Source organism: Rhodococcus sp. P4_F3_2 (assembly GCF_056401335.1).
In genome coordinates this window covers 153,925-179,421 of record NZ_JBFUJN010000013.1, presented here as the reverse complement: position 1 = coordinate 179,421, position 25,497 = coordinate 153,925, and the positions used below count along the sequence as shown (strand labels likewise).

At 63.0% G+C, this 25,497-nt stretch carries 28 protein-coding genes; 10 read left to right on the top strand and 18 right to left on the bottom strand.

Features of this window, described 5'->3' with window-relative positions:
* Positions 1 to 58 precede the first annotated feature (58 nt).
* From AC1DWA_RS16680 to AC1DWA_RS16645, 8 genes are read right to left on the bottom strand one after another with little or no spacing between them, the layout of a single operon-like run.
* A complete protein-coding gene (locus AC1DWA_RS16680; protein WP_019745492.1) occupies positions 59 to 685 on the bottom strand; it encodes a TenA family protein in 627 nt (208 codons plus the stop codon).
* A complete protein-coding gene (locus AC1DWA_RS16675; protein WP_003939869.1) occupies positions 682 to 1,434 on the bottom strand; it encodes a glutamine amidotransferase in 753 nt (250 codons plus the stop codon). Before AC1DWA_RS16675 ends, AC1DWA_RS16680 begins: the two co-directional genes overlap by 4 nt.
* Positions 1,427 to 2,518 (bottom strand): phosphotriesterase family protein, encoded by a 1,092-nt coding sequence (locus AC1DWA_RS16670; RefSeq protein WP_477916834.1) that lies wholly within the window; start codon positions 2,516 to 2,518, stop codon positions 1,427 to 1,429. Before AC1DWA_RS16670 ends, AC1DWA_RS16675 begins: the two co-directional genes overlap by 8 nt.
* Complete coding sequence (locus AC1DWA_RS16665) at positions 2,473 to 3,516, bottom strand: ABC transporter permease (RefSeq protein WP_003939698.1); 1,044 nt, start codon at positions 3,514 to 3,516, stop codon at positions 2,473 to 2,475. The genes AC1DWA_RS16670 and AC1DWA_RS16665 overlap by 46 nt, the downstream gene beginning before the upstream one ends.
* Positions 3,513 to 4,283, bottom strand: coding sequence for an ATP-binding cassette domain-containing protein (locus AC1DWA_RS16660; protein WP_003939830.1), 771 nt, complete (start codon positions 4,281 to 4,283; stop codon positions 3,513 to 3,515). Before AC1DWA_RS16660 ends, AC1DWA_RS16665 begins: the two co-directional genes overlap by 4 nt.
* A gap of 2 nt (positions 4,284 to 4,285) precedes the next feature.
* The gene (locus tag AC1DWA_RS16655) at positions 4,286 to 5,293 is read right to left on the bottom strand and encodes a substrate-binding domain-containing protein (protein ID WP_019745494.1); all 1,008 of its coding nucleotides are present in this window, start codon (positions 5,291 to 5,293) and stop codon (positions 4,286 to 4,288) included.
* On the bottom strand, positions 5,290 to 6,189 hold the full coding sequence (locus AC1DWA_RS16650; RefSeq protein WP_029537090.1) for a carbohydrate kinase family protein: 900 nt from the start codon (positions 6,187 to 6,189) through the stop codon (positions 5,290 to 5,292). The genes AC1DWA_RS16655 and AC1DWA_RS16650 overlap by 4 nt, the downstream gene beginning before the upstream one ends.
* Before the next feature lie 2 nt (positions 6,190 to 6,191).
* Complete coding sequence (locus tag AC1DWA_RS16645) at positions 6,192 to 7,034, bottom strand: BtpA/SgcQ family protein (protein ID WP_003940276.1); 843 nt, start codon at positions 7,032 to 7,034, stop codon at positions 6,192 to 6,194.
* Between the two features lie 234 nt (positions 7,035 to 7,268).
* Here AC1DWA_RS16645 and AC1DWA_RS16640 point away from each other — a divergent pair, with 234 nt between their 5' ends.
* A complete protein-coding gene (locus AC1DWA_RS16640) occupies positions 7,269 to 8,294 on the top strand; it encodes a LacI family DNA-binding transcriptional regulator (RefSeq protein WP_019745496.1) in 1,026 nt (341 codons plus the stop codon).
* Here AC1DWA_RS16640 and AC1DWA_RS16635 read toward each other — a convergent pair.
* The 4 genes from AC1DWA_RS16635 to AC1DWA_RS16620 all read right to left on the bottom strand — a co-directional run bounded on the left by AC1DWA_RS16635 (position 8,255) and on the right by AC1DWA_RS16620 (position 12,353).
* A complete protein-coding gene (locus AC1DWA_RS16635; protein WP_019745497.1) occupies positions 8,255 to 9,337 on the bottom strand; it encodes a M20/M25/M40 family metallo-hydrolase in 1,083 nt (360 codons plus the stop codon). The genes AC1DWA_RS16640 and AC1DWA_RS16635 overlap by 40 nt on opposite strands.
* A 26-nt stretch (positions 9,338 to 9,363) precedes the next feature.
* Entirely contained in the window at positions 9,364 to 9,981 is a 618-nt protein-coding gene (locus AC1DWA_RS16630; RefSeq protein WP_019745498.1) for a sortase domain-containing protein, read from the bottom strand.
* Positions 9,953 to 11,647 carry a hypothetical protein gene (locus AC1DWA_RS16625; RefSeq protein WP_477846471.1) on the bottom strand — a complete coding sequence of 565 codons (1,695 nt, stop codon included), beginning with the start codon at positions 11,645 to 11,647 and terminating at the stop codon, positions 9,953 to 9,955. Before AC1DWA_RS16625 ends, AC1DWA_RS16630 begins: the two co-directional genes overlap by 29 nt.
* 133 nt (positions 11,648 to 11,780) lie before the next feature.
* Positions 11,781 to 12,353 (bottom strand): peroxidase-related enzyme, encoded by a 573-nt coding sequence (locus tag AC1DWA_RS16620; RefSeq protein WP_019745500.1) that lies wholly within the window; start codon positions 12,351 to 12,353, stop codon positions 11,781 to 11,783.
* 154 nt (positions 12,354 to 12,507) lie between these two features.
* Here AC1DWA_RS16620 and AC1DWA_RS16615 point away from each other — a divergent pair, with 154 nt between their 5' ends.
* A complete protein-coding gene (locus tag AC1DWA_RS16615; RefSeq protein ID WP_019745501.1) occupies positions 12,508 to 13,386 on the top strand; it encodes an AraC family transcriptional regulator in 879 nt (292 codons plus the stop codon).
* Positions 13,387 to 13,449: 63 nt separating this feature from the next.
* Here AC1DWA_RS16615 and AC1DWA_RS16610 read toward each other — a convergent pair whose 3' ends face one another.
* Complete coding sequence (locus tag AC1DWA_RS16610; RefSeq protein WP_019745502.1) at positions 13,450 to 14,097, bottom strand: CoA transferase subunit B; 648 nt, start codon at positions 14,095 to 14,097, stop codon at positions 13,450 to 13,452.
* Positions 14,094 to 14,840, bottom strand: a complete 747-nt coding sequence (locus tag AC1DWA_RS16605) for a CoA transferase subunit A (RefSeq protein WP_007730016.1) — start codon at positions 14,838 to 14,840, stop codon at positions 14,094 to 14,096. Before AC1DWA_RS16605 ends, AC1DWA_RS16610 begins: the two co-directional genes overlap by 4 nt.
* A 171-nt stretch (positions 14,841 to 15,011) precedes the next feature.
* On the opposite strand from AC1DWA_RS16605, the gene pcaH reads away from it, so the two are divergent.
* From pcaH to AC1DWA_RS16575, 6 genes are read left to right on the top strand one after another with little or no spacing between them, the layout of a single operon-like run.
* Complete coding sequence (gene pcaH / locus AC1DWA_RS16600) at positions 15,012 to 15,731, top strand: protocatechuate 3,4-dioxygenase subunit beta (RefSeq protein WP_019745503.1); 720 nt, start codon at positions 15,012 to 15,014, stop codon at positions 15,729 to 15,731.
* A complete protein-coding gene (gene pcaG / locus AC1DWA_RS16595; protein WP_019745504.1) occupies positions 15,724 to 16,365 on the top strand; it encodes a protocatechuate 3,4-dioxygenase subunit alpha in 642 nt (213 codons plus the stop codon). Before pcaH ends, pcaG begins: the two co-directional genes overlap by 8 nt.
* Positions 16,366 to 16,376: 11 nt before the next feature.
* The gene (gene pcaB / locus AC1DWA_RS16590; RefSeq protein ID WP_019745505.1) at positions 16,377 to 17,705 is read left to right on the top strand and encodes a 3-carboxy-cis,cis-muconate cycloisomerase; all 1,329 of its coding nucleotides are present in this window, start codon (positions 16,377 to 16,379) and stop codon (positions 17,703 to 17,705) included.
* Positions 17,702 to 18,883 carry a bifunctional 3-oxoadipate enol-lactonase/4-carboxymuconolactone decarboxylase PcaDC gene (pcaDC, locus tag AC1DWA_RS16585; RefSeq protein ID WP_019745506.1) on the top strand — a complete coding sequence of 394 codons (1,182 nt, stop codon included), beginning with the start codon at positions 17,702 to 17,704 and terminating at the stop codon, positions 18,881 to 18,883. The genes pcaB and pcaDC overlap by 4 nt, the downstream gene beginning before the upstream one ends.
* Positions 18,880 to 19,704 (top strand): IclR family transcriptional regulator domain-containing protein, encoded by an 825-nt coding sequence (locus AC1DWA_RS16580; RefSeq protein ID WP_007730008.1) that lies wholly within the window; start codon positions 18,880 to 18,882, stop codon positions 19,702 to 19,704. The genes pcaDC and AC1DWA_RS16580 overlap by 4 nt, the downstream gene beginning before the upstream one ends.
* A 24-nt stretch (positions 19,705 to 19,728) precedes the next feature.
* Positions 19,729 to 20,940, top strand: a complete 1,212-nt coding sequence (locus tag AC1DWA_RS16575; RefSeq protein ID WP_019745507.1) for an acetyl-CoA C-acetyltransferase — start codon at positions 19,729 to 19,731, stop codon at positions 20,938 to 20,940.
* On the opposite strand, the gene AC1DWA_RS16570 is transcribed toward AC1DWA_RS16575, so the two are convergent.
* Positions 20,941 to 21,480 carry a MarR family winged helix-turn-helix transcriptional regulator gene (locus tag AC1DWA_RS16570; RefSeq protein ID WP_257207229.1) on the bottom strand — a complete coding sequence of 180 codons (540 nt, stop codon included), beginning with the start codon at positions 21,478 to 21,480 and terminating at the stop codon, positions 20,941 to 20,943.
* 72 nt (positions 21,481 to 21,552) lie between these two features.
* On the opposite strand from AC1DWA_RS16570, the gene AC1DWA_RS16565 reads away from it, so the two are divergent.
* On the top strand, positions 21,553 to 22,278 hold the full coding sequence (locus AC1DWA_RS16565) for an SDR family NAD(P)-dependent oxidoreductase (protein WP_019745509.1): 726 nt from the start codon (positions 21,553 to 21,555) through the stop codon (positions 22,276 to 22,278).
* Here the strand turns inward: AC1DWA_RS16565 and AC1DWA_RS16560 are convergent, their stop codons facing one another.
* Both AC1DWA_RS16560 and AC1DWA_RS16555 read right to left on the bottom strand, forming a co-directional pair.
* Positions 22,279 to 22,998, bottom strand: a complete 720-nt coding sequence (locus tag AC1DWA_RS16560; protein WP_019745510.1) for a dienelactone hydrolase family protein — start codon at positions 22,996 to 22,998, stop codon at positions 22,279 to 22,281.
* A gap of 46 nt (positions 22,999 to 23,044) precedes the next feature.
* On the bottom strand, positions 23,045 to 24,094 hold the full coding sequence (locus AC1DWA_RS16555) for an ABC transporter substrate-binding protein (RefSeq protein WP_477916832.1): 1,050 nt from the start codon (positions 24,092 to 24,094) through the stop codon (positions 23,045 to 23,047).
* A 346-nt stretch (positions 24,095 to 24,440) separates the two neighbouring features.
* On the opposite strand from AC1DWA_RS16555, the gene AC1DWA_RS16550 reads away from it, so the two are divergent.
* Positions 24,441 to 24,644, top strand: coding sequence for a cold-shock protein (locus tag AC1DWA_RS16550; protein ID WP_003939930.1), 204 nt, complete (start codon positions 24,441 to 24,443; stop codon positions 24,642 to 24,644).
* Positions 24,645 to 24,713: 69 nt separating this feature from the next.
* Here AC1DWA_RS16550 and AC1DWA_RS16545 read toward each other — a convergent pair whose 3' ends face one another.
* Complete coding sequence (locus AC1DWA_RS16545) at positions 24,714 to 25,442, bottom strand: Clp protease N-terminal domain-containing protein (RefSeq protein ID WP_019745512.1); 729 nt, start codon at positions 25,440 to 25,442, stop codon at positions 24,714 to 24,716.
* Positions 25,443 to 25,497: the final 55 nt, after the last annotated feature.

Below are 25,497 nucleotides of genomic sequence, written 5' to 3'. Positions count from 1 at the left end.
CCTTTTGCTGTGCGCCTTTATTAACCGCCGGGGGTTAATAAAGGCGCACAGCAGTAGCTCACACCGCCACGTTGTGAAAATCGATCTCTGCGGCCAGCATGCCGGAGAACCACCGATCCAGGTCCTCGTCGGTGACGGACTCGGGCATGGCGTCCACCTCGCACGCCAGCACCGCCACCTGAGACACGAACGGCGGAGCGACATGCATGTCTACCCAGTCCTGCAACGCTGGTTCGCGCTGTACGTTCACTGCCGCCGCCTCCCGGCACCACGACAGATACAGGGATTCCGCGGCGTACATGCCCACCAGGGCCGCCGCCCTGCCCTCTTCGCCAGCGAGGGTCAAGGCATGCGTCGACAGCACAGACGACTCCTCGACCAGAGCCGCTGCGTCCCCCGCGTACGGGAAGCGGGAACGCAACTGCGCGAAATACTCGCGCTGTTCGCCCACCAGGTTCGACATCGACGTCACGTGGTCGAGCGCGTCGTCGAGCGTCGGGGATTCGGCGACCACCAACCCCAACACCTTGACGGCCGTCAGTACGAATGCCTCTTCGATCACGAGGTACCGGCGGAATCCCTCATCACTCAACGTCCCGCCGATGGTGTCCTCGATGAATGGAACCGCCCGCGCGGCAGCGAGATTACTCTGCTGCCGCGCGAGCAGGTCTGAGGAGCGACTCATTCGCCGGCGACCCAACTGATCAAGCCGTCGAACAGGTCGGTGTATCCAGGCCACTGCTCACAGAACTCCGGCGGAGCCCAGTGTGGCGAGCAGTCCGAGGTGAAGACGATCGACCGTCCGGCGCCGTATTCACCGGCAGCGACAAGCGGATCGCCGTTGATGGTGGCGGGAACCACGGCACCGTCCTTCGCGACGACACGGTTGTATCCCAGGAGCGCCGGCCAGGAATCGCCGGCACCACCGAGAGCCGGGTGAGCAGCATCGACGACGGTGGGAACGATCCCGGCCGGTGTCTCGACGCGATCGTCTTCGGCCAGCATCGTCACGGGCAGTACTTCGGCGATCGCGGTCTGGCGGAAAGCTGCTCGCGCCTGGAACCCGGAGAACGAGAGGTAACCACCGATCATCATCAGTGAGCCGCCGGCGTTCACCCAGTCACGTAGCGCGACAAGACGATCCTCGCCGGCGCGGAACTGGTCGAACACGCCGGGAGCCAGCTGCAGCGAGTTCGCTCCGATGTCGGAGAGAACGACGACGTCGAACTGGGACAACGCTTCTGCGGTACCGGGGAACTGCGTCGGCACCAGGTGTGCGGGCATGTGTGTCACGTCGTGGCCACGTGAGGTGAGCGCATCCCGAAGCGGACCGACTCCCTCGACGTAGGAATGGACACTGAACTCGTCGACGCCCTTGACGTGCGTCGACGTCGTCATCCAGCTCTCGCCGGCGATCAGTACTCGTTTACCCATGACTGCTTCTGTTTCCTTTCGCGGCCTGCTCGAAGAGCGACCTCGGGTTGTCTCGCATCAGTGCGGACACTTGCTGGGGATCTACGCCTGCGCGCACCAACCGGGCGGCGAAGGCGAGTGGTACGTAGGAGAATCCGTTTCCGCCGTGCTTTCTGAGCATTGATTTGAGGAAGAGGTCGTGACTGAGCAGGAGCTGTGATGCGTGACCGGAGGTGACCAATCCGGCTACCGCAGTGGCTGTTTCCGCCGGATGCGGCGAAAGACCCTCGCCTGGGAAATCGAAAGGCATCCCGATCATGTCGAACTCGAGAAAGACACCGCGGTAGGCGAGCGATCGTTGGTAGTCGGCGTCGTGTCCGGACGGGTCCATGTGGCACAGGACCACTGCTTGCGGATCGACGCCCATCTCGTCGACCACGATGTCGACGACGTGATGTCCGACGCGCTGCCATCCCGGAAGGTGGACGAACAGGGGCACGTCCACCTCGCGCTGGGCGATGCATGCCGCCCTCAACGCTTTCGCCTCGTTCTGAGTGAAGAGCGGGGAGACTCCGATCTCCCCGATCACGCCAGGTGCCAATTCCTTTGCCGGATCGAACTCCTCGACGAGCGAACCTGCCAGATCGTCGACACCGAGTTCGTGGACCTCGACCGGATGGGTCGTCTCGAGGTACCACCCTGAACCCATGATCACTCGCACGTCTGACTTTCGCGAGAACTCCGCCAACTTCTCCGGTGCCCGGCCCAGTCCCGGCGGTGTCAGATCGACGATCGTCCGACCACCGAGGCGGGCGAAGTCCACAAGGTCTTCCACCACGGCCGCTGCGTCGTCGACTCGACAATTGTCGAGACTGTAATACGGATTGTCGTGAAGAAGCCAGGCATCCTCGGCGCGTACCGGACCGGCCAACCGCTGTGCCACAACCGGATCCGGGGCCTCGGTGTACGCACCGGTGACGTCGTTGTGCAGATGTTCGTGTGGGAGAACCAGTCCGAGTTCCGAGCTGTCCACAGTTCCCGTGACAGTACGAACCTTGCTCATGAGCGTGCAGGCCCCGAGGGTGCGGACTGCAGGTGTCGCCACAGCGCGCTCAGGGTGTGTCCCCGCATGTTGATCCAGATGGCCAGGAGCAGAACGACACCGGTGATGATCGGTGTCAAGAACGGGCTCACACCGAGCAGGGTCAGTCCGTTGGCGATGATTCCGGTCAGGACAGCGCCGATGACGGTACCGATCACGGTGCCGCGACCGCCGAAGAGGTTGGTGCCACCGAGAACCACCGCGGTGATCACCGTGAGCTCGAATCCCGTTGCGGAGTTGGCCGAACCCGAGCCCAGTCGAGCCGCGATCAGCAGTCCCGCGATACCGGCAGCCAAGCCGGTGAAGACCAGCGTCATCATGAGCACACGACGCGTGTTGACGCCGGACCGTCGCACGGATTCGACGTTGGATCCGATACCGGTGACGTAGCGCCCGAAGCGCATGCGGTTGAGCGCAATTGCTCCGATGACCACGACGACGAGAGCAATCCAGGCGCTGGCGGAGAACCCGAGGAACTCAGCAGTTCCGAGCTTCGCGAAGTAAGTGTCGGCCGGAACCGGAACGGAGAATCCTTCGGTCCGATACAGCGCGATACCGCGAATGACGGACATCGTCGCCAGAGTCACGATGAACGGCGGAATGCCCTGATAGGCAGCGAGCCATCCGTTGACCAGGCCCCAGGCCGCACCCATCACCGGGGCGGCGACGAAGACCAGGGACGAATCGACGCCGGCCTGGATAAGCTCGGCACTCATCGCCGCGACGAACGCGACGATCGCACCGACGGACAGGTCGATCTGACCTGCCGTGATCACGAAAGTCATCGCCACCGCGATGATCAGAACCGGAGCGATCTGGGTTGCCAGGTTCGACAGGTTCGTGAATGTCAGGAACGACGACGTGGTCGCCGAGAAGACGGCTGCGACAGCAACTGTCACCGCCAGCATCGCGAGGGTGGGCTTGTTGACGCTGTCCCACAAGGAGGGTTTCGCGGCGAGCTTGCGCTCGATCGGCGCCTGGGTCTTCTCGAGAGTGGTCATGCCGTGGCTCCCTGTGTTGCTGCCGATGTCCGTTGCGGCACCGGAGTTCGAGTGATGAGTCCGACGAGGGACTCGATGTTCAGGTCGCCGATCGGAACGTCGTCGACGCTCTGCCCCTCGTACATGACCGTGATTCGGTCACATACGCGGAACAGGTCCTGCAGGCGGTGTGTCACGAGAATGACGCCCACTCCGGCCGCTGCGACGTCCGTGATCAGCTTGAGCACCGACTCGACCTCGGCGACGGCGAGCGCTGCGGTGGGCTCGTCGAGGATCAGTACGTCTGGCCGAAAGGAAACAGCGCGGGCGATCGCGACGGTTTGCCGCTGCCCGCCGGACAGTTGCCCGATCTCCTGGTAGGTCGACTTCACCTTGACATGAAGGTCGGCGAGAATGTGAGCCGCCTTCTCGTGCATGGCATGCCGGTCGAGGAATGGACCTTTTCGCGGTTCTCTGCCGAGGAACAGGTTGCTCGCGACATCGAGCGTGTCGCACAGCGCCAGGTCCTGGTAGACGATGCCGATCTTCTTCTGCTGCGCGTCGAGCGGCGTCGAGAAGCGCACTGGTTCACCGTTGACGCGCATTTCGCCGCCGTCGTGCTGGACGGCGCCCGCGAGGATCTTCATCAGGGTGGACTTGCCGGCGCCGTTGTCGCCGACAACTCCGAGTACTTCACCCTTCGCCAGCCGAAGGTCAACTCCTTGAAGGGACTTCACCGGTCCGTACGACTTGGTGATGCCCGAGAGTTCGATCAGTGGAGGTGCCATGATTACTTCTCCAAGTAGTACATGTAGTCGGCTACGTTCTCCGGGGTCACGATCTGGGTGGGGACGGGGATGTTCGCCGGAGCGCCGCGACCACAAGCCAGGTCGATTGCCGAATTCATTGCCTCGTGGCCGAATTCGAAGGTGTTCTGCTGGACCACGCCTTTAAGCCAACCGGCTTTGAGTCCGCCTACCGCCTGATCCGAAAGATCCCAACCGACTGCTTCGATGCGATCCTGCGCCTTCTGACTGTTGACCGCCGCAACGAGTCCGATCAAAGCCGGCTCACCGGTTGCGTAGACGTACTTCATGTCGCCACCGCCGGTCAGCAGGTTCTCCGCTGCGGTCTGTGCGTTCTCCTGAATGTTACGTCCGTCCACGACGGTGCCGACGGTCATTCCGCGGCCGGTCACGGTCTCCGTGAAGCCCTTCTGCCGCTCCAACTGGACAGTGCTGTTGAGCGCGCCGACGATACCGACCGTTCCGGTGTTGTTCGCGACGTCGGCCAAGGTGTTTCCGATCTTGGCACCGCCCTCGGCATTGGCCGTACCGACCTGAGTCGACAGCGCCGGATCGTCGATGGTCGCGTCGACCGCGACGACGGGAATACCCGCGTTCTTGGCCTTGACCACCGACGGCTTGATTCCGTCCGTGTCGATTGCATCGACGATGATCGCGTCGACTCCGGCGGCGATCAGATTGTCGAAGGCGTTGGCCTGCGCCACGGAATCGTCGTTGCCACTGATGATCTGCAGGTCGACACCTGCCTTGTCCGCGACGTTCTTGGCGGCATTGTTGATCTGGTTGAAGTACAGCGCCTGAAGGTTGATGGTCACCAGACCGACCTTGAGCTTGCCGTTCGTCCCGTCACAGCTTTCGGCGACTCGGGTCGGCTGCGGGATGGACGAGCCACCCGATGCGTCCTTCGAGTCACTCGACGAAGCCGAGTCACAAGCGGTGAGCGTGAGCGCGACTGCAGCTCCCAGCGCCAGAGGCAATGCACGTTTCATCATCGAGTCTCCAAAAGGGTGTGAGGGGTCAATGTTGCTGTGAAGCTGTCCAATTCATCTCGGGTGGGGCATCCACGGGGTCCGGCAGTGGCGCAAGCCAAGGCAGCCGAGGCTCCCGCGAGTCGTGCAGCGTCCACCGGTGAGCGCCCGGCGTCGACAAAAGCGATGTACGTACCGCCGAAGCAATCACCGGCCCCGACGGCATCGACGACGTCGACCACTACTGCCGGTTCGCTCGTCACCTCGCCGCCCGGTGTGGCCAGTGTCCAACCTCGCGAGCCGTCGGTCACCAGCAGGTGTGTGTTGTGTTCGGCGGCCAGTGCCTGCCACTGATCGAAACCGATCCCGAACTCGCCTTCCCACAGGGCACGCCCTACGACGACGTGGTCAGCGAGCGCGAATGCGCGCAGTGCCGCGGCTTTGTTTTCACAACCGTCCAGATCGATTACCAGACTTACGCTTCCCGGCAATCCCTCTGGCAGGAAGCCCGCACGGTATCCGTCGAGGAACAGCCGTCCACCACCGGCAGCAGCCAATCGGGTGATGACAACTCCGATTCGTTCGGCATCGTTCGGGTCGTCTTGACTGATGATGGAGCGATCGCCGTCCTGCGCGATGAGTACAACTGCCGTCGACAGGAACGCATCTCGCGGCGACCAACTGGTGTCGACGCCGTCAGCCTCGAGGGCTTCGAGAAACTCGGTGGATCGCGCGTCCGGGCCCACGGCACCGGCAAAGATCACCTGCGCGCCCATTCGGGCTGCGGATACCGCAGCATTTGCATTCATTCCACCGTCGATCTGACTGATGGCCGTTGCCTGCACGCGCTCTCCGAGCACCGGTACATGTGGAACATGTACCGTCACATCGTTGTTGGCGTATCCACAAAAGACAATCATGGTTACTTTCCTGCGGCCCGGGACAGTTCGCGGACCTTCTCGCCTGCGACCCGTCCCCACCAGCGTCCATTGTCCTTCACCGAGGATGCAACTATGGCGCCGTCGCATTCCTTCATCAGCGCTGCGACGTTGGCAGCCGTGATGCCGGATCCGATGATCACGGGAAGAACGGTGTTGTCTCGGATCACGGAAACCTCGTCGACCGAAGCGGCGTCACCGGTGCGCGAACCGGTCGCGATCAGGACATCTGCATCGAAGAACTCGGCGTCTTCGGTCTGTTCCGCGACGGTGCGGTCCGCAACAATGGCATGCGCACCATGCTTGACGTGCACGTCAGCGAAGATCCGGACCGGGTCGGCGCCGATGCGATGGCGGAAGCGCGTCGTCTTGGCCGCCTGACCCTCGATGAAGCCCTCATTGGCGATGTAGGCATTGGCCCACTGATTGACGCGCACAAAACTCGCGCCTGCCGCCCACGCCGCGGCCACTCCGCACTCGCCGGCGTTGGACAGGATGCTGACGCCGACGGCCTTGCCGAACTCACCGACCACCGCTGCCGTGATGACTCCCATGCTGGCGGCGGTTTCGTATCCGTGTTCGCCGGGCTTGAGGAACGGTATGTCCCAGTGATTTTCGACGATCACACCGTCGAAACCGTTGTCGACGTACGCGTGCGCTTCCTCCACAGCGAAGCGAGCAATTTCCGAAACCGGCTGCCCGGTGTAGTGCGGGCTGCCCGGCAGAGCAGGGAGGTGGATGGCCCCGATGAGAGAAGGCGTGCCGGTGAACATCTCTGCCAACGCCGAGGGCTTGGGCGGAAAGACTCCGAGCGGTGATGCGGTCACTTCAGCTACCCCATTCCATGCGCAAGATTTGCGCTGTATGTCCATGCACAAGATCTGCACACGATGTAATCGATTGCCTTGATGAATTAGCAGGTTATGCGATCAACACCGGGTTGTGTCAAGGATTTCACAATTCGAATTTGTAAACGATTGCCTCAATCGCGTTACATGCGGGACACTGGACCGTGCGGTTCGATAACCTCGGACCCGAATCGAGCAGAAAACGGGGGACGCATGCGCAAGGCGACCATTCGCGATGTCGCGGAACTGGCCGGGGTCTCGACTGCCACCGTGTCGCGGGCACTGTCCGGATCCCGCCCTGTCTCGGACGAGCTTGCAGCGACGATCAAACGAGCCGCGGATTCTCTCGGATACTCGGGAAACATCATCGCCAGCTCACTGCGTCGCAATCGGACGGACACTGTCGGCATGGTGGTTCCCAGTATCGCGAATCCCTTCTTCACTTCGCTGGTGGTCAACGTCGAACACGTCCTGGCTCAGCGCGGCCTACAACTGTTCCTGTGCGATTCTCGTTCCGATCCCGACGTGGAAGCGCAGCGGCTCAAGTCGCTCGTCTCGCGGCAGGTGGACGGAATCATCATCAGCCCGTGCCACGGCGAATTGAGTGCCGAAGCAGTACGAGCCAGCGCAGCAACGCTTCCGGTCGTTCAACTGGACCGGTTTGCAATGGATACCCAGACGGACTGGGTCGGTGTCGACGACGACGCCGCTCAATCACTCGTGATGGAGCATCTGTCCGAGCGCGGCGCGCGATCGGCTGCCTTCATCAGTTCCGAGCTGACCAATTCGTCGACCGAACTTCGCCGGGCCGGATTCTTCCGCCATGCGGATCGAATGGGAATCGAAACTCGTGACGAGTGGACACAACTCGGCGAGTATTCGATCGAATGGGGACGCACGGCGTCCAACACCATCCTGACCGGCAAGACTCGCCCCGACGCCTTGGTCTGCGCCGACGACCTGATCGCGCTCGGTGTGCTGCAGACCTGCCACGCATTGGGCATCGACGTCCCCGGCGACGTTCTGGTCACCGGTTTCGACAACATCCCCTTCTCCGAACTGTGCAATCCGCCGTTGACCACCGTCGGACAGCCGCAGGAGAGAATCGCGGAAGAAGCTGTGCGACTTCTGGATCAGGCGATGAACAACTCTTCCGAGTCGACAGCCCACATTGCGCTTGCTCCTGAACTGATTGTCCGTCAGTCCACCGTCGGCCAAGCAGCAGCCACGGCACCGTAGGCAGCGATCGCATCGTCCAGTTCGGACACCTTGACGCTTTCGTTGGCCGCATGCATCAGCGAGGGAGTGCCAGGGCCCCAGATCACGACGGGAGCGCCGGGGGCGGCCGCTGCCAGCACCGAAGCGTCGGTGAAGTACGAAACCGGTTCGGTTGCAACAGGGATCGGCAAGGTGGCCAACCACGGATCCGACGCGTCGGTACGCACACCTCCCAGGTGAATCGACGTCTCTACCGAGTCGACTTCGGGTTGTGCGCGCCACCATGCAAGCAGGTCTGCGCCGTCTCCCACCGTGCGGTGATCGATCACCGCACGTGCATTGTCCGGCACGATGTTCGGAGCCGAACCGCCGCCGACCAAACCGAGGTTCCAGGTTTCAGCGCCCAGAAATGCGTCGGACGACAGCGGAAGCTCACGCCGAGCTCGATCGACGACGTCAAGCAGTTTGAGGACAGCGTTAGTTCCTCGCTGCGGCGTACTCCCGTGCGCGGCTTTTCCTTTGACGGACACTTCGAGCCACAGTGCACCGCGGTGCCCCAGGTTGATGCGATTGCCGGTCGCCTCGGGAACGATGACAGCCCCGACCTCGAGATTCGCCACGGCGTCGGCCGAACGAGCGGCCCCGAGCGATCCGATTTCCTCGTCGCTCGTCAGCAGTAGTGCGACCGGAACTCCACGTTCGAAAGCGTCGACAACCGCGGCAGTAGCGGCAACAAGGCCGGCCTTCATATCCGATGTCCCTCTGCCGAGGAACAATTCGCCGTCGACCTGTGCGGCGTACGGGTCGAACTCCCAGTCGGAGACAGTTCCCACTGGCACCGTGTCCACGTGGCAGGCGAACAATAGTCTTGCTGCCGAGGGTGCAGCTTCGTTGGTGATCAAGGCCCAGGGATGATTGCCGGTCAGGTCTGACTCGACCTTCGCCTGTGGCGCACGTGAGAGAACCAACGAGACAATCGAATCCATCGCCCGCCGTTGAGGAGCGGCCTCCCCCGAGACCGTGTCGAGAGCTACCAGTTCCGAGAGAAGTCCGAGGGAATCCATGTACCTATTCTTGCACTGCCACGGATTCAGTGCGCTGCCAGCTGGGCGATGACGACGTAATTGTCGTCGGTCGACTCTCCTTCGACGACATCACAATTGGCGAGGATCAACCGTCCCGGAACCGATTCGCGCAACTCGTGAGTGCCCAGCAGCGAACCTTTGTGCAGCGGCCCGACTGTTTCGACGTCGTACTCGAGTGTGCCGTTCGGTGTAGCCAGGAGAATTCGATCGCCCGGCTCCACTACCCGGAGCGCCCGGAACGGTGCTTCGCGAGTGGTGTAGTTGTGCCCGACGACAACAACGGTCTGTGTGGTCTCCGTTCCCGGCATTCCGCTCTCGCCCCACCACACCGGCAGTTCGTCGACGGGATTCAGTTGCTGCCCACTCTCGCCGCCGCGCATCAGTTTCTCCGAGTGCAACGGACTGCTCAGGTACGTGCCCCCGGACGCAGACCTCAACTCGATCCTCTCGGGTTCTGCCGGATCGACGGTCACCGAAGCCGGTGCAGCCGCGATATGCGACTGCACCGGCGAGCGGTCAGGTAGCGATCCCGCATTCTCGCCCGAACATCCGGATGCGAGGAGGGCGAGGATCGCTACCGCCGAGAGGCCGGCGCTACGCAGACGTGTTGCCCGGGCCGTCATGACGCTTGCGACGAACAACCACCGTCGTAGCTGCTGCGGCGGCAGCGCCCACGACTCCGACGCCGATCAATACAGCCGGCAGGTTGGAACTGCTGCTACCGCTGGTGCTGCTTGCAGTGTCACCGAGAGCAAGTTCGACGGGGGGCAGGCTTCCAGCGAGTGCCGGATCGCCGTCGGCGTCGGTGACGTAGTAGTCGACGACGTCGAAGGCTCCCTTGTTGTTGTAGTAGCCGACCAGCTTGACGCCGGTCTTGTTCACTACAGCGGTGGTCTCGTCGACCTTCGTGACCCCGGAGCCGTCGTCGGTGTGCTCACCGATGATCACTTCACCGCCGACGCCTGTTCCGTTGTCGATCTCCTTCTCGCCCTTTGCCTTGAGCTCGTCGACGATCTTCTGCGCTGCATCCGCTTCGGCCTTTGCGGCGGCTGCAGCGGCCTGAGCTTCCTTGGCCTTTGCTGCTGCGGCGTCGGCTGCGGCCTTCGCGTCTTCGGCGGCTAGGTAGAGATCCTGCGCCTTCTTGCTCGCCGCTTCGGCAGCTTCGGCCTTCTTGGCGGCTTCGGCAGCCTTTTCGTCGGCAATGGCTCGCTTGTCGGTGGCAGCCTCGCCCGCAGCATCGGCTTCGGCCTGGGCCGTCTCCGCGGCCTTCTGCGCAGCGTCGGCGTCCTTTCGTGCGGAAGCCGCGGTAGCTGCCGCTTCATCTGCGGCCTTACGGGCGGCAGTGGCAGCTACTACCTCGGTTGCGGCCGCGGACTCGGCTGCCTTGGCCGTGGTTTCGGCGGCGGTGGCCACTTTCTGAGTTTCCTTGACGGTGATCGCGAGCTGCTTGGCGTTCCATGCGGCCGCTATCGCCTGGGCCTTTGCGGCGATCGCCTTCGCGATGTCCCAGTTCTTGAAGGCTTCCTCGGCTTCCTTGTTCTTGTCCGCAACCAGCTTGGCGTTTGCATCCGCGGCAGCCTTCGCCTCATCGGCTTTGGCTTGCAGAGCATTAGCCTCGGCGCGCGCCTTTGCTGCCTCTTCGGTCTTGGGCCCCGAACCGGCGGCCTTCGCAGCTTCCTCGAGTTCAGCAGCCTTGGCTGCGGCCGCGTCTGCTTCTGCCTGAGCTGTTTTTGCTACCTCTTTCGCATCGGCTGCAGCGGACTCCGCAACCTTGGCTGCCTCTTCGGCTTCCTTGGCAGACTGTTCCGCGGCCCCTGCCTCCGCCTTGGCCTGGGTCGATTCGACCGCCGCCTTGGTTGCCTCGACGCTCGCCTGAGTCATTGCCTCGGTCGCCTTCACCGAAGTGTCTGTCGCTGCGGACGAGTCGACCCCTGCCGTCGCGGCTGCTTCGGCGGCCTTCGCTGCCGCGTCGGCTGCTGCTTTGGCTTTTGCTTCGGCTTCCGCCAGTGCTGCGGCGTCCGTACCTGCGGTTTCGGCACTGCCCGCGCCCGCGACCCCGGCTTCAACCTTCTCGGGTGTGGTCTCGGTGCTCGTCGCCGCGTCGGCGTCGGTGGTGGCAGCTGCCTCTTCCTCGGCGCAGGTCACCAGCGGATCGGTACTCGGAGTACACACGGTTTCGGGCTCTGCCGATGCAATTCCTGTGCCGCCCACCGCCAATCCGAGAGCTAGTACGGCACCGGCGGCCGCAGAGCGGACCCTCCGAGAATGGGCGATGGACTTCTCCGACATAGCGCTCAACCTTTCGGCCTTCTTTACGAAGACGGCAATTCCGGCGTGGACAGCCTTTACTTCGTCGGCTGAGTTCCAGACGTTACGACCGGTCGGTCCGAAAAATTGAAAGCTTATGTTCGAGTCGCAGGAATCAGGACCGCGGAACGCGCCCCATCAGGTAGAACTCCGGATTGGGCAGCATGCCGGAGAAGCTCGCCATGCGATTGCTCAGCCCGAAGAATGCAGTGATCGCGGCGATGTCCCACGCGTCCTCGTCGCCGAAGCCGTGCACACGGAGGGTGTCGAAGTCGACGTCGGCGATTTCGTGCGAGGCGGAGTTCACCTTGGTGGCGAAGTCGAGCATCGCGCGCTGACGATCGGAGATCTCTGCGGTGCGATAGTTGACCGCAACCTGGTCGGCAACCAGCGGCTTCTTCTCGTAGATACGCAGAATCGCGCCGTGCGCGACAACGCAGTACGTACATTTGTTGGCCGCAGAGATCGTGGTGACGATCATTTCTCGATCGCCCTTGGTGAGTGCGGAATCTTCCTTGAGCATGATCGCGTCGTGGTATGCGAAGAATGCCCGGAACTCGGCTGGCCGCCGAGCGAACATCAGGAAGACGTTGGGCACGAACCCTGACTTCTCCTGGATCTCGAGAATCCTGGCGGCGATGTCCTCGGGCACCTCGGTCAATTCAGCCTGCGGAAAACGGGTGCTCACTGTGCCTCCTGGTCAACCATCGATGTTCGATTCAAGATAATGATGATTAACTGAGTTGTCCAGATGCATTTCCTGCCCTACTTTTTCGGGCACGGATAGTCGGGTACGGACCAAGTGATCTGCGTAGCGTGAAACCCGTGAACAGGAAGACACGATGATCGACGGACTGAACCGCGCGCTCGACTACATCGAAAGCAATCTGAGCGGCGAGATCGACACAGCCGAGATGGCAAGGCTGGCAACCACCTCGGAGTATCACTTTCGGCGGATGTTCTCGGCCCTGGCCGGCATTCCCGTATCCGAATACATCCGTCGACGTCGACTCACCCTGGCCGGTGCCGAGTTGTCCGTCAGCAGATCAGGAGTGTTGGAGACCGCCGTGAAGTACGGCTACTCGTCCGCGGAAGCCTTCACACGAGCGTTCACCGCATTTCACGGCGTGAGCCCCGGCGCGGTCAAACGCGCTCCCGCCGTTCTCAAATCACAACCGAAACTTGTCATTCACGTGACGTTGGAAGGAGCCACACCGATGGACTACATGCTTGTGGACAAACCTGCCCTGACGGTAGTCGGGTTCAAGACCCGGGTTCCACTGGTACACGAAGGTCCCAATTCTGCGATCGAAGATTTCACCCGCTCCGTGGACAAGGTTGCGCTGCGCGGTTTGCGCGAGCTGTCCGATCAGGAACCGGCGGGAATCGTCAGTGTCGTCGACAATTTGGCGCATCCCAGAACCGAAGGTACAGAACTGGATTACTACCTGGGAGTGGTCACCGGCAAACCTTCACCCACGGGTTTCGATGTGCTGACGGTCGACGCACACACGTGGGCCGTGTTCACCGCCGACGGGTCGGCAATCGAATCTGTGCAGTACTTGTGGCGAGATATCTACACGGAATGGTTCCCGGCCAACCCTTTTCGCTCCGTACCTGGTCCCGAGATCATGCGTACCGAATACAACGACGATTTCACCGTCGCGCGGTTCGAGCTCTGGATTCCGGTCGAGAGCGAGCTGAACGACGTCGGGGCGTAAAACAGCCGCCGGGTCGGATGGAAGTCACGACCCGGCGGCTGAGCCATCAGATGAAACAGACTGTCAAAGAATCAGTTTCGCTCCGGTAGCGGCAACCACGTCGTCGACGCTGATGCCCGGCGCCGTCTCCACCAGGCGGAGACCGTCGTCAGTCACGTCGATCACGGCCATGTCGGTGATGATTCGCTGGACGCAGCCCTTACCGGTCAGCGGAAGCGAGCACTCCTCGACGATCTTGTGCTCACCCTTCTTCGAGACGTGCTCCATCATCACGATGACGCGCTTTGCGCCGTGGACCAGATCCATCGCGCCGCCCATGCCTTTGACCATGTGGCCGGGGATCATCCAGTTCGCGAGGTCTCCGGTGGCACTGACCTGCATGGCACCGAGCACGGCAACGTCGACCTGGCCGCCGCGGATCATGCCGAACGACGCTGAGGAGTCGAAGAACGACGCACCGGGGAGAACGGTGATGGTCTCCTTGCCCGCATTGATCAGCTCGGGATCGAGTTCGTCCTCGGTCGGGTACGGCCCCACGCCCAGAACGCCGTTCTCCGAATGCAATACAACGGTGATGTCGGTCGGGAGGTAGTTCGGAACCAGCGTCGGCATACCGATGCCGAGGTTCACGTACTGCCCGTCCTCGAGTTCGCGCGCGACGCGGGCCGCCATCTCTTCGCGGGTGAGTTTGGTGGGTAGTACAGAAGTCATGCTCGTACCGTCCGATTCTCGATGCCGACCGTCACGGGGCCGACGTGGACAACACGCTGAACGTGAATGCCCGGCGTGTGGATCTCGGCAGGGTCGAGCTCACCCGGCTCGACGAGGTGCTCGACCTGCGCAATGGTGATGCGCCCCGACGTTGCTGCAGCCGGATTGAAGTTCTGGGTACTCGCGCGGTAGACGAGGTTGCCGTGCCGGTCACCTTTCCAGGCGTGGACCAGTGCATAGTCGGCGACGATGCCGCGCTCCATCACGTAGGTGACGCCGTCGAAGTCACGAGTTTCCTTGGGCGGACTGGCAACTGCGATGCCGCCGTTGCCGTCGTAACGCAGTGGCAGGCCACCGTCGGCGACCTGGGTGCCGACGCCGGCCGGGGTGAAGAACGCGGGGATGCCCGCTCCCCCGGCGCGCATGCGCTCGGCGAGCGTGCCCTGCGGCGTGAGTTCGACTTCCAGCTCACCGGAAAGGTACTGACGCGCGAACTCCTTGTTGGAGCCGACGTACGAGCTGACAGTACGACGGATACGCCCCTTCTCCAGAAGCACTCCGAGCCCGAACCCGTCGGTGCCGCAGTTGTTGCTCACCGTTTCGAGTGATGTCGCGCCCTGCTCGAGGAGCGCATCGATGAGGATTTCCGGCACTCCGACGAGCCCGAAACCTCCGACAGCGATCGTGACGCCGTCCGGCACGTCGGCGACGGCCTCGGCAGCAGTGGGAATGACTTTGTCCATCATGTCGATCACAGTAGCGCGGTGCGTACGTATTGTGAACCCCCGTGCGCATCACGAACATTTTTCGCCCCCGGCATTGCCTGGGTCACATCTACGAACTATTCTGTTCGCAGAGCGCAACACATGTACACATTGCGAACAACTTCACGTAACCGAACGACGAGGTTCCCTATGCTGCATCTACCGCCGAGGTACCAGCGGCCGACTGGCGTCAACGCCCCGGCCGATTTCGCGGACTACAAGACCACTTCTCTTCGCCACCCGAAGCAACCGCTGAAGCTGCTCCCCCAGCGCCTCACGGAGCTCACCGGGCCGGTATTCGGCGAAGATCGCGTCGGCGCCGGCGAAAACGACCTGACCATTGCCAACGGCGGCGAAGCACAGGGACAGCGCATCGTCGTTCACGGCCGTGTACTCGACGGCGACGGAAAGCCGGTCCCCCACACACTGCTCGAGGTGTGGCAGGCCAACGCCGGTGGACGCTACCGCCACACCGGCGACAACTGGCCCGCACCGCTGGACCCGTTCTTCAACGGGCTCGGTCGCTGCGTGACCGACGCGAACGGCCACTACAGCTTCACCACGATCAAGCCGGGCGCCTACCCGTGGATGAACCACGACAACGCCTGGCGACCGGCCCACATCCATTTCTCGCTGTTCGGCACGGCATTCACGCAGCGCCTCGTGACGCAGATGTACTTCCCCGACGATCCGATGTTTTTCCAGGACCCGATCTACAACGCGGTACCCGAAGCAGCACGTCACCGCATGGTCAGCGTCTTCGACTACGACGCCACAGTCCCCAACTGGGCTCTCGGGTTCCGCTTCGACATCGTCCTGCGCGGCCGTGATGCCTCCGTATTCGAGAACGAGGAAGACCACGATGACTGATCGCACCGCGAAGCCCGCACCCAGTTATCCGGTCGTCCCCGGCGACTTCACCACTGCCCCCTTCGGTGTCACGCCCTCCCAGACCGTCGGACCGTACTGGCACATCGGCCTCCCCTGGACGGACGGCCCCGACGCCGCTCCCGCCGATGCCCCCGGACGAATCACGCTGGCCATCACGGTGATCGACGGCGCCCGCACACCCGTCGCCGACGCGATGATCGAAACGTGGCAGGCCGATACGCTCGGGCGCTTCAACCATCCGGACGATCCCCGCGGCGCAGTGGACCTCACTCCGGCTGGTTTTCGCGGATTCGCGCGCAGCGCAGCAGATTCCACCGGTACCGCATTGGTCCACACCGTCAAGCCCGGAGCGCAGCCCACTGAAACGGATGCGGACGAGGCCCCACACGTGAACGTGTCGGTCTTCGCTCGAGGGATGCTCGACCGCCTGGTCACCCGCTTGTACTTCCCCGAGGACACCGACGCACACGTAACAGATCCGGTGCTGTCCTCACTGAGCGAAACCGAACGCGCGAAGTTGGTTGCAACCAAGGTCGACGGTGGGTACTCCTGGACGGTCTATGTTCAGGACGAGGACGCGAACGGCGTCGAGACGCCATTCTTCGAGCTGTAAGAGGAGTACACATGCCCACTCGCGGCGCACTGTTCGACCCGGTGTTCGGGGCCACCCGAGTATCGGAGCACCTGTCCGACCAGGCGTGGGTCACCGCGTTGCTCGACGTGGAGGCCGCACTGAGTTGTGCGATGGCCACCGTCGGGTTGGCCGACGGGGAACATTGCGCCGCGGTGGCGACCGCCGCAGCTGAACTCTCACAACCGGGCGGCCTGGACATCGTGGCGCTCGGCCGCGCGTCGGCCACCGGCGGAAATCCCGTCATTCCGCTGGTGAAGATGCTGCGCGAAAGGGTGGGACAGGAAGGTGTGCCTGCCTCCGTGGTGCACCCGGGCGCCACCAGTCAGGACATCATGGACTGTGCGCTGATGCTGTTGACGCGACGCGCGGGCACAGTGGTTCTGGCCGACCTGACCCGCGCCGCCGATTCCGCCGCCCACCTCGCCCGCATCCATCGCTCTACTCCGATGGTCGCGAGAACCCTGGGACAACAAGCACTTCCGACCACCTTCGGGCTACTGGCATCGAGTTGGTTCACCGCACTCGACGCCGCAGCGATTCGTCTCGAAATCGTGCTGTCCACGTTGCCGGTTCAATTCGGCGGAGCCGCAGGAACACTCGCTGCGTTGTATCCCGACGGGCTCAGGATCGCGGACGCGCTGGCCGACGAACTCGGTCTGGCCAGGCAGGTCACTCCCTGGCACACCGACCGCGTGACCATCGCAGAACTCGCGACCACACTCGGTATCGTCGCCGGCGCCGTTTCCAAGCCCGCCACCGACATCACCGTCATGGCGTCCACCGAGCTGTCCGAGGTCGCCGAGAGCGCTCCGGGCGGCTCATCGGCCATGCCGCACAAGCAGAATCCGGTTGCCGCGATCACCGCCCGCGCGGCAGCGCGACGTACTCCCGCCCTGGTGGCCACAGCCCTGTCGAACATGGATCACGAATTCGCTCGCGCCGCAGGCCCCTGGCACGCCGAGTGGGAAACCGTCACCGATCTCCTGCGTCTGGCAGGCGGAGCAGCGCACCAGCTTTCCGTGAGCCTCACCGGCCTGCAAGTACACACCGAGTCGATGGCTCGTAATCTAGACATCACCGGTGGCCTGATTCTCGCCGAGCGTGTCACCAAGGCCCTGTCCGCACACACTGATCGAGCACGCGACATCGTCACCGCGGCAGCCACTTCCGGAACCAGGTTGGATCGTGATCCCGCCATCGCAGAGCACCTGAGCGAAACCGAGATCGCCGAACTACTCGACCCCGCACACTATCTGGGCCACGCCACCGATCTGGTCGACCGCGCCCTCGCCGAACGCCCCACAGGAGGATCTCGATGAGCGTCGCGCTCAACTTTCAACAGACCGGCAATCCCGATGCCCCGGCAGTGGTTCTCCTGGGTTCACTCGGATCCGATCTGTCCATGTGGCAGCCGCAGATTCACGCGCTGTCGAATCGCTACCGCGTCATCGCCGTCGATCATCGCGGCCACGGCAAGTCACCGGTGCCTGCGGGCCCCTACTCCATTGCCGATCTTGCCGGCGATGTCATCGCTCTCCTCGATTCGCTCGAACTCGAGTCCGTACATCTCGTTGGGCTCTCCCTCGGCGGCGCTGTCAGCCAGTGGATCGCCGCGCACCACCCCACTCGCGTCGAGACGTTGACGTTGATGTGCACGTCCTCGCAGTTCGCCCCGACTCAGCCATGGATCGATCGTGCGCAGGCTGTCCGTGCGGACGGCATCGCGTCCATCGCGGCCGCCGTCGTCGGACGCTGGTTCACGCCGGGACTGGCCGAAAACGATCCGGAGCTTGTCGCCCGCCACGTCGCGATGGTCGAAGCCACACCCGACGAGGGTTATGCCGCCTGCTGCGAGGCGCTTTCGATGTGGGACGGCCGCGCCGACCTGGCCCGCATCGTCGCTCCGACGCTCCTCGTCGCGGGCGAGCAGGATCCGTCGACACCTCCGGCGACGTTGAGCGCGATCGCCGACGGTATCGCCGATGCGGTACTGCACGTGGTCGATCCCGGCGCACACCTCGCCAACGTCGAACAGGCCGGGCGCGTCACCAAACTGCTTGCAACGCATATTGCCTCGCACACATCTGCGCTCGCCCAACGTAGCGCCGCGGTATCGGCAGGTATGACCGTACGACGTCAGGTGCTCGGCGACGCCCACGTCGATCGTTCCATCGCCGGTGCCACCGAATTCACGGCCCCGTTCCAGGACTTCATCACTCGCACGGCGTGGGGCGACATCTGGTCACGCCCCGGCCTCGATCACCACACCCGCAGGCTCCTCACTCTCGCGATCCTCACTGCCGTCGGCAACGAACACGAACTCGACATGCACATTCGCGCTGCGCTGCGTGCCGGGATCGATCCCGACGAACTCGTGGAAGTATTTCTCCATACCGCGGTTTATGCGGGTGTGCCGAACAGCAACTTGGCTTTTGCGCTGGGAAAGCAAGCACTCGCAGACCTCTCGGCCGAACCTGAGGAGAACGAGACAACATGAGTGAGAACAGCAGCGAGCAAGCGCCGGGACCGTCACCGGACTACGTGCAGTCGCTGGCCCGTGGGCTGTCCGTCATCAAGGCTTTCGACGGTGAGCACCCGCGTCGCACCCTCAGCGAGGTTGCCAGGCACACCGATCTCACGCGTGCGACTGCTCGCCGCTTCCTGCTCACACTCGTCGAACTCGAATACGTACGTACTGACGGTTCGGTGTTCTGGTTGACGCCGCGAGTCCTCGAACTCGGCTACAGCTACCTCTCCAGTCTGTCCCTTCCCGAGATCGCCGGGCCGCATCTGGAAGCCTTGTCCGCCAAGGTCCGTGAATCCACGTCCGTGTCGATCCTCGACGGCGACGACGTCGTGTACGTGGCCCGTGTTCCGGTCAGCCGCATCATGACGGTTTCCATCACCATCGGCACGCGCTTTCCCGCGTACGCCACATCCATGGGTAGGGTTCTGCTCGCCGGCTTGCCGGACGACGCCCTGGACGCCTACCTCGCCCGAGTGTCCTTCGCCCGCCTGACCGGCAAGACCATCTCCACCGCCGACGGTCTGCGTGCCGAACTCGAGAAGATTCGCGCCGACGGATTCGCGATTGTCGATCAGGAACTCGAGGAGGGTCTGCGCTCGCTCGCCGCACCCATCCGGGACGCAACCGGTGATGTGGTCGCGGCTGTCAACATCTCCACCCAAGCCGCCCGCTACAGCGCCGAAGCTGTTCGCGGTGAACTGGTTCCGGCCGCAGTCGCCACCGCGGACGCCATCTCCGTCGATCTCGGACGTACTCAGTCGTCCAACAATCACTCGGCAGCCACTCGCTGACCGGGCATACCCAAGGAAGAACCAATGCCTGACGTTGTCATCTGTGAACCGCTCCGCACCCCTGTCGGCCGCTTCGGCGGTGTCTTCCGTGACGTAGCCCCGGAAGATCTCGCCTCGACGTTGATCGCCGAACTCGTCACGCGTACCGGCATTTCCGGCGCGGAGATCGACGACGTCATTCTCGGCCAGGCTTCGCCGAACGGTGAAGCTCCGGCGATCGGACGCATCGCGGCGCTCAACGCCGGTCTGGGCGTCGATGTTCCCGGCATGCAGGTGGATCGCCGGTGCGGGTCGGGATTGCAGGCAATCATCCAGGCCGTCATGCAGGTTCAGTCCGGTGGCAGTGATCTGGTCCTCGCGGGTGGTGCCGAGTCGATGAGCCAGGCTGAGTTCTACGCAACCGGAATGCGTTGGGGTGTCAAGGGTGAAGGTGTTGCGCTCAGCGATCGTCTCGCGCGCGCCCGCGTGACAGCCGGCGGACGCGACTTCCCGGTTCCCGGCGGAATGATCGAAACGGCAGAGAACCTGCGCGCCGAGTTCTCCATCAGTCGCGAAGATCAGGACGCACTCGCGGTGCAGTCGCATCAGCGTGCCGTTGCCGCACAGAAGAACGGCGTCTTCGCCGAGGAAATCGTTCCGGTATCCGTTCCGCAGCGCAAGGGTGAGGCCCTGCTCGTCGACACCGACGAGCATCCGCGGGCCGACACTTCGATGGAATCGCTTGCACGCCTTCGTCCCATGCGCGCAAAGATCGACCCGGACTCCACCGTGACGGCAGGTAATGCCAGCGGCCAGAACGACGGCGCAGCGCTGGCGATCGTCACCACCGCAGACAAAGCCCGCGCACTCGGACTGCGACCCCTCGCACGCATGGCAAGTTGGAGCGTTGCCGGAGTTCCCCCGCGCACCATGGGCATCGGTCCCGTCCCGGCGTCGGAGAAGGCACTCGGCCGCCTCGGATTGACCTTGGCGGACATGGATGTCATCGAACTCAACGAAGCCTTTGCGGCACAAGCACTTGCAGTCCTGCAGAGTTGGAAGCTCGAAGCCGACGACCCACGCGTCAACCCCAACGGCTCCGGCATCTCCCTCGGCCATCCGGTCGGTGCCACGGGTGGACGAATCCTGGCCACCCTGTTGCGCGAGATGGACCGTCGCGAAGCGCGTTACGGCCTCGAGACGATGTGCATCGGCGGCGGGCAGGGCCTGGCTGCAGTGTTCGAGCGCCTGTCCTGATCAAGCCCCGACGTGCGCGACGCCAGGGTCACCGAGTTCGCCGCGTAGACCGTCGAGAAAGACACGCAGCAGTTCGGTGAGTTCGGCCTGCTGCTGCTCGGTGAGAATCGACGTCAGTTCGGCTTCGCGGCCGAGGACTCGGTCCACCAATTGCTCCACCAGTTCGTGACCGGCGGCAGTGAGGGTCACGAGCACTATTCGCGACCCTTCCGCGGCAGAAGACCTCTCCACCAGACCCGCGTTCTCCGCGCGCGCGAGTCGCTGCGAGATCGCACCGGCCGTGACTCCGGTCTGCTCGGTGATCTGGCGAGTCGTCAACTGATACGGCTCGCCGGATCGCCGCAGGACACTGAGTAGGTCCAGCGTGGCTGTGTCCGCACCGGCCGAGGCGAGTACCCGTCGGCGATCCTCACCGAGCAGCTTGGCGCACATCCACAGCCTGGTCACAATGCCGATACCCTCTACGGGCGTGCCCGGCCTTTCGCGAAGCCAGGCCAACGCAACCGCGTCCACCGCGTCGTCCGGGTTGTAATCGCCCACCACTGCACACCTCATTTAGCTCTAAATGATACGTTCTTCGTATAGGTCTAAACGTAGCTCACGGAGGTAGGCATGACACGCACAGTTCTGGTCACCGGCGGCGGAACAGGGATCGGACGCGCAGTTGCAGCGGCGTTCGCCCGAGAGGGAGACACAGTTTTTGTCACCGGCCGACGCACGGAACCACTCGAAAAGACTGCAGAGGAGTTGGGTTCCGATGTTCACGCCTTGACGTGTGACAACTCCGACCCGAAAGACCTGAAGCGGCTGCAGGATTCGCTTCCGGGAACCATCGACGTCGTGGTGCACTGCGCCGGTGGCAACACGGACTTCGATCGCGAGGCACCGTCAGATCTGGAATCCCTGGCCGCCGGGTGGCGTGCGAATCTGGACTCCAATCTCATCTCGGCAGTGCTGACCACAGCCGCAGTTCGCGATCGAATCCCCAGCGGCGGTGCCGTCATCACCATCGGATCGATCGCCGCCGACAAGGGCGCGGGCGCGTACGGCGCTGCCAAAGCCGCAGTTGCGACGTGGAATATCGATCTGGCCGCCGAACTGGGCCCCGAAGGCATCACCGCGAACATCGTCTCCCCCGGCTACATCGCCGACACCGAGTTCTTCCGAGACTTTCTGACGGACGAGCGTCGCGCGATGCTGATCGAGTCCACCACCACCAAGCGCGCCGGAACACCGGACGACATCGCATCAGCCGTCCACTTCTTGGCCTCACCTGGCGCCCGGCAGATCACCGGTCAGGTATTGGCAGTCAACGGCGGTGAGAGAACCAGTCGCTGATCAGGCCAGGTGGCGCTCGAAGAACGAGTCGATTCGCTTCCAGGCGTCCTGCGCTGCAACAGGATCGGGACCGATTCCGAGGATGCGCTCCAACGGACGAAGCACCTTGGGTCCGGCCTCCGCGTCGTTGAGGAACGCGTGGCCGGCGGTGGGGTACTCCTTGACGTCGTTCTCGATACCGGCATTGCTGAGCGCCGTCTCCAGCTTCGCTGCCGCACCCCGGAGCGAGAAGTCCTTGCCTCCGAAACTCCCGACGATCGGGCACGCATCCACCACGGCCTCATCGAGTTTGCGTGGAAGCTGACCGTAGTTGACCGAGGCAGCATCGAAATCTCCGGCGCTGACCATCGCGAAGCCGCCGCCCATGCAGAATCCGATGACACCGATCTTTCCGGTGCAGTCCGGGGATTCCAAAAGCCAACTGCGAGCGACTTCGATGTCGGTGAACGCCTTGCCGTGTCCTCGAAGCATCGACGTCATGGTCGGCACGAGGCACCGCTTCGCCCCGCCCGCGCTGTAGAGGTCGACAGCGAGCGTCAGGAACCCCGCAGCGGCCAGTCGCTTGGCTTGCCGCTGCATCACCTCCTCGAGCCCGAAGGCCTCGTGAATCATCACTACCCCCGGCCACGGGCCGGGGGTAGTGGGTGTTTCGAGTATCGCTCGCAGCGGTTGTGATCCGCCGACTACTGCGGCGCGGCCCGTCAGATCTATGTCCACCATGTCTCGATGCTAGGCCGACGCTGCGTCCGTAGGCTCGGAAGCGAGGTCAGGGGAGCTGTTTTCCCTGGCCCGCCGCAAGCCCGGTCAAGACCTCGGCGAGCTGTGGCAAGGCGTACGGCGCGCTCAGTGGACCGAAATTGTCGACAAAGGCATTCGAGAGCAGAAGTTCGACCGGCGCATAGGCTCGCGCCTTCACCGCGGGGAGGTTCTGGAAAACTGCGAAGTTCTCCAACCTCGTCGTCGCTTCCTGATCAGAAGCGAGGCTGAGCAAGATGTCTGCGGGTGCGAGTACCTCCGCCTGCTCCATCGACAGCGCAGTCATCTGCTCGGCGTTGTATCCGCGATAGTTGAGTCCGAGTTCGCGCAGCAGAACCCCGGGCGCACTGGCATCCCCCTGCACATACAACTGATCGCCGTACATCGAGCCGATCATGATCGTCTTGCCACCCAAGCCATTCAGCGAAGCGGCGGTGTCGGAGATCAGGGCGTCGGTCCTGGCGATCGCTGCAGCAGCGGCCTCGTCGACAAAAGCGGCCTGCCCGACCGTGGCGACGCCGTCACGCCACGAGGTGGTCCAGTCCAGCGCGATGACCGGCGCGATCTGGCTGAGCCTCTCGGCTGCCGGTTCGAGATAGGTCTTCATTCCGATGATGAGATCCGGTGAGTAGCGCGCGATGATTTCCGGGCTGATTTCGCCTGTGGTGTCGAAGCTTTCGAGATCGGCTATTCCAGCGGTGCTCTGCCAAGGCAGTGCACCGCGGTCCCACGCACCCGTATTGCCGTAGGCGACTGGGTGAACGCCGAGAGAGAGCAGGAATTCGAGATCCGTGAAATCGCTGGCAACAACGATCCTTTCCGGCTTCCCCGAGATCGTGGTGGTGCCGAGCGCATTGATCACCTCGCGTCGTTCGCCGGCATCAGCGGCATCTGACGTAGTCGAACAACCCGCAAGGATGGCGGCCGCTGCCACTGCGCCGACGCCGAAGAACCCACGGCGACTGAGCTGGTCCACCAGTTCAGACGTCGYGGACTCACAAATCGTTCCGTACATGTATGCACTCTCCTTCTCGGCGACTGCTGCGCGCGCCGAGGGCACAGCGAATGAGAGGTTAGCCCACCCTCATCTTCCATAGGGTTCCTACGTTTGCGATTCCGAGAGATCGGAGCGACAACTATGGACCGTTCTCGAGCGGACAAGTACATTCTCGCTGATCTATCACCGCAGGCAGTTGGGCGAGCCACCAGTCCCTGCCTTCGGTGATCGGGTCGGTCCAGCGGCGAAAATCAGTCGAAGATCAGTTGCCATTCCCTCCTCGAAAGCTTCCGAATTACCGTCTTTTGCACGTCGCCCACCGTTCGACTTGCGCGGCGTGGGAGGATAGACACATCGAGATCGGGACTTCGATGTGAGGGCCCGGATCGAGTTTGTAGGGAGTATCGGTATGGCACAGGGCATCGTGAAGTGGTTCAACGGCGAAAAGGGCTTTGGTTTCATCGCTCCCGACGACGGAACACCGGACGTGTTCGTTCATTACTCTGAAATCTCGGGCAACGGCTACAAGTCGCTCGACGAGAACCAGCGTGTGGAGTTCGAGGTTGGCCAGGGCCAGAAGGGTCCTCAGGCCACCAATGTGCGCGCTGTCTAATCAGTGACACAAGAAGAGGGCCGCACCCGCAAGGGTGCGGCCCTCTTCTGCATCAGATTCACCCCTGAATCACTGATCCTGAATGACGGCCAACGCTCCCACGATATTCGACTCCGCAACCGACTTCGAGATTCCGAGATCAGCCAGAACACCTGATCCGTCTTCGAGTTCGAGCAGCGCGAGCAGGATGTGCTCGGTTCCGATGTAGTTGTGGCCCAGGCGAAGAGCCTCACGGAATGTCAGTTCCAGGACCTTGCGCGCGCGAGCGTCGTACGGAATAAGTTCTGGCAGTTCGGAAGTCGGAGCCGGGAGTACAACGGCCACTGCAGCTCGGACGGACCCGAGCTCCACCCCCTGCGCCACTATCGCCTTCGCAGCCAACCCGGCAGGCTCCTCGACAAGCCCCAGGAGCAGGTGCTCGGGCTGGATCTCTGCGTTACCGGCAGCGCGGGCTTCGTTCTGCGAGGCCATGACGACGTTCTTCGCCCGGGGAGTGAACCGGTTGAACCCTTCGTTCGGATCCATCGGCTTCTGATCACTCGGCGCCTTGGGAACAAAACGCTTCTGCGCAGCCTGCTTCGACACACCCATGCTCGCACCGATCTCCGTCCACGACGCTCCCGACCTGCGCGCCTGGTCGACGAAGTGGCCGATCAGGTGATCTGCAACTTCACCGAGATGATCAGCGGCGATCACGGCGTCGGACAGTTGGTCGAGCGCGTCGGTGTGCACCTTCTTGATCGCGTCGATGAGGTCGTCGAGTCGAACCTTGTTGGTCATTTCCACTGGTTTACTCATGCGTCAACCATAGGTTGACGCAATCGAAAACGTCAACCCTGGGTTGACGATCGTT

Coding starts and splice junctions, on each gene's coding strand:
- AC1DWA_RS16680 (WP_019745492.1), bottom strand. CDS start 685: ATGAGTCGCTCCTCAGACCTGCTCGCGCGGCAGCAGAGTAATCTCGCT.
- AC1DWA_RS16675 (WP_003939869.1), bottom strand. CDS start 1,434: ATGGGTAAACGAGTACTGATCGCCGGCGAGAGCTGGATGACGACGTCG.
- AC1DWA_RS16665 (WP_003939698.1), bottom strand. CDS start 3,516: ATGACCACTCTCGAGAAGACCCAGGCGCCGATCGAGCGCAAGCTCGCC.
- AC1DWA_RS16660 (WP_003939830.1), bottom strand. CDS start 4,283: ATGGCACCTCCACTGATCGAACTCTCGGGCATCACCAAGTCGTACGGA.
- AC1DWA_RS16655 (WP_019745494.1), bottom strand. CDS start 5,293: ATGATGAAACGTGCATTGCCTCTGGCGCTGGGAGCTGCAGTCGCGCTC.
- AC1DWA_RS16650 (WP_029537090.1), bottom strand. CDS start 6,189: ATGATTGTCTTTTGTGGATACGCCAACAACGATGTGACGGTACATGTT.
- AC1DWA_RS16640 (WP_019745496.1), top strand. CDS start 7,269: ATGCGCAAGGCGACCATTCGCGATGTCGCGGAACTGGCCGGGGTCTCG.
- AC1DWA_RS16635 (WP_019745497.1), bottom strand. CDS start 9,337: ATGGATTCCCTCGGACTTCTCTCGGAACTGGTAGCTCTCGACACGGTC.
- AC1DWA_RS16630 (WP_019745498.1), bottom strand. CDS start 9,981: ATGACGGCCCGGGCAACACGTCTGCGTAGCGCCGGCCTCTCGGCGGTA.
- AC1DWA_RS16625 (WP_477846471.1), bottom strand. CDS start 11,647: ATGTCGGAGAAGTCCATCGCCCATTCTCGGAGGGTCCGCTCTGCGGCC.
- AC1DWA_RS16615 (WP_019745501.1), top strand. CDS start 12,508: ATGATCGACGGACTGAACCGCGCGCTCGACTACATCGAAAGCAATCTG.
- AC1DWA_RS16610 (WP_019745502.1), bottom strand. CDS start 14,097: ATGACTTCTGTACTACCCACCAAACTCACCCGCGAAGAGATGGCGGCC.
- AC1DWA_RS16605 (WP_007730016.1), bottom strand. CDS start 14,840: ATGGACAAAGTCATTCCCACTGCTGCCGAGGCCGTCGCCGACGTGCCG.
- pcaH (WP_019745503.1), top strand. CDS start 15,012: ATGCTGCATCTACCGCCGAGGTACCAGCGGCCGACTGGCGTCAACGCC.
- pcaG (WP_019745504.1), top strand. CDS start 15,724: ATGACTGATCGCACCGCGAAGCCCGCACCCAGTTATCCGGTCGTCCCC.
- pcaB (WP_019745505.1), top strand. CDS start 16,377: ATGCCCACTCGCGGCGCACTGTTCGACCCGGTGTTCGGGGCCACCCGA.
- pcaDC (WP_019745506.1), top strand. CDS start 17,702: ATGAGCGTCGCGCTCAACTTTCAACAGACCGGCAATCCCGATGCCCCG.
- AC1DWA_RS16580 (WP_007730008.1), top strand. CDS start 18,880: ATGAGTGAGAACAGCAGCGAGCAAGCGCCGGGACCGTCACCGGACTAC.
- AC1DWA_RS16575 (WP_019745507.1), top strand. CDS start 19,729: ATGCCTGACGTTGTCATCTGTGAACCGCTCCGCACCCCTGTCGGCCGC.
- AC1DWA_RS16565 (WP_019745509.1), top strand. CDS start 21,553: ATGACACGCACAGTTCTGGTCACCGGCGGCGGAACAGGGATCGGACGC.
- AC1DWA_RS16560 (WP_019745510.1), bottom strand. CDS start 22,998: ATGGTGGACATAGATCTGACGGGCCGCGCCGCAGTAGTCGGCGGATCA.
- AC1DWA_RS16550 (WP_003939930.1), top strand. CDS start 24,441: ATGGCACAGGGCATCGTGAAGTGGTTCAACGGCGAAAAGGGCTTTGGT.
- AC1DWA_RS16545 (WP_019745512.1), bottom strand. CDS start 25,442: ATGAGTAAACCAGTGGAAATGACCAACAAGGTTCGACTCGACGACCTC.